This window comes from Sedimentibacter sp. B4 (assembly GCF_000309315.1).
GTDB classification, from domain to species: Bacteria; Bacillota; Clostridia; order Tissierellales; family Sedimentibacteraceae; genus Sedimentibacter; species Sedimentibacter saalensis.
The window spans coordinates 1-216 of record NZ_CANG01000623.1 but is presented as its reverse complement, the minus strand read 5'-3'; the positions used below and the strand labels follow the sequence as shown (position 1 = coordinate 216).

At 72.2% G+C, this 216-nt stretch carries 1 pseudogene; it reads left to right on the top strand.

Going from position 1 to position 216, the window contains the following annotated elements:
- Positions 1–16 precede the first annotated feature (16 nt).
- Positions 17–216, top strand: a pseudogene (locus tag BN358_RS25615) (Cys-tRNA(Pro) deacylase); the annotation flags it as partial.

Below are 216 nucleotides of genomic sequence, written 5' to 3'. Positions count from 1 at the left end.
GGGGGCGGCTCCACTGATGGCCGGCGGCACGCCGGCCACCGAAGCGCTCAGCCGGGCGGGAGTGGAGTTCGTGCTGCACGCCTACGACCACGACCCCGACAGCACCGACTACGGCAACGAGGCGGCCGAGACGCTCGGCATCGACCCGCTGCGCATCTTCAAGACCCTCGTGGTGGACCTGGGCTCGACCCGTCCCGAGCTGGCCGTCGCCGTCGA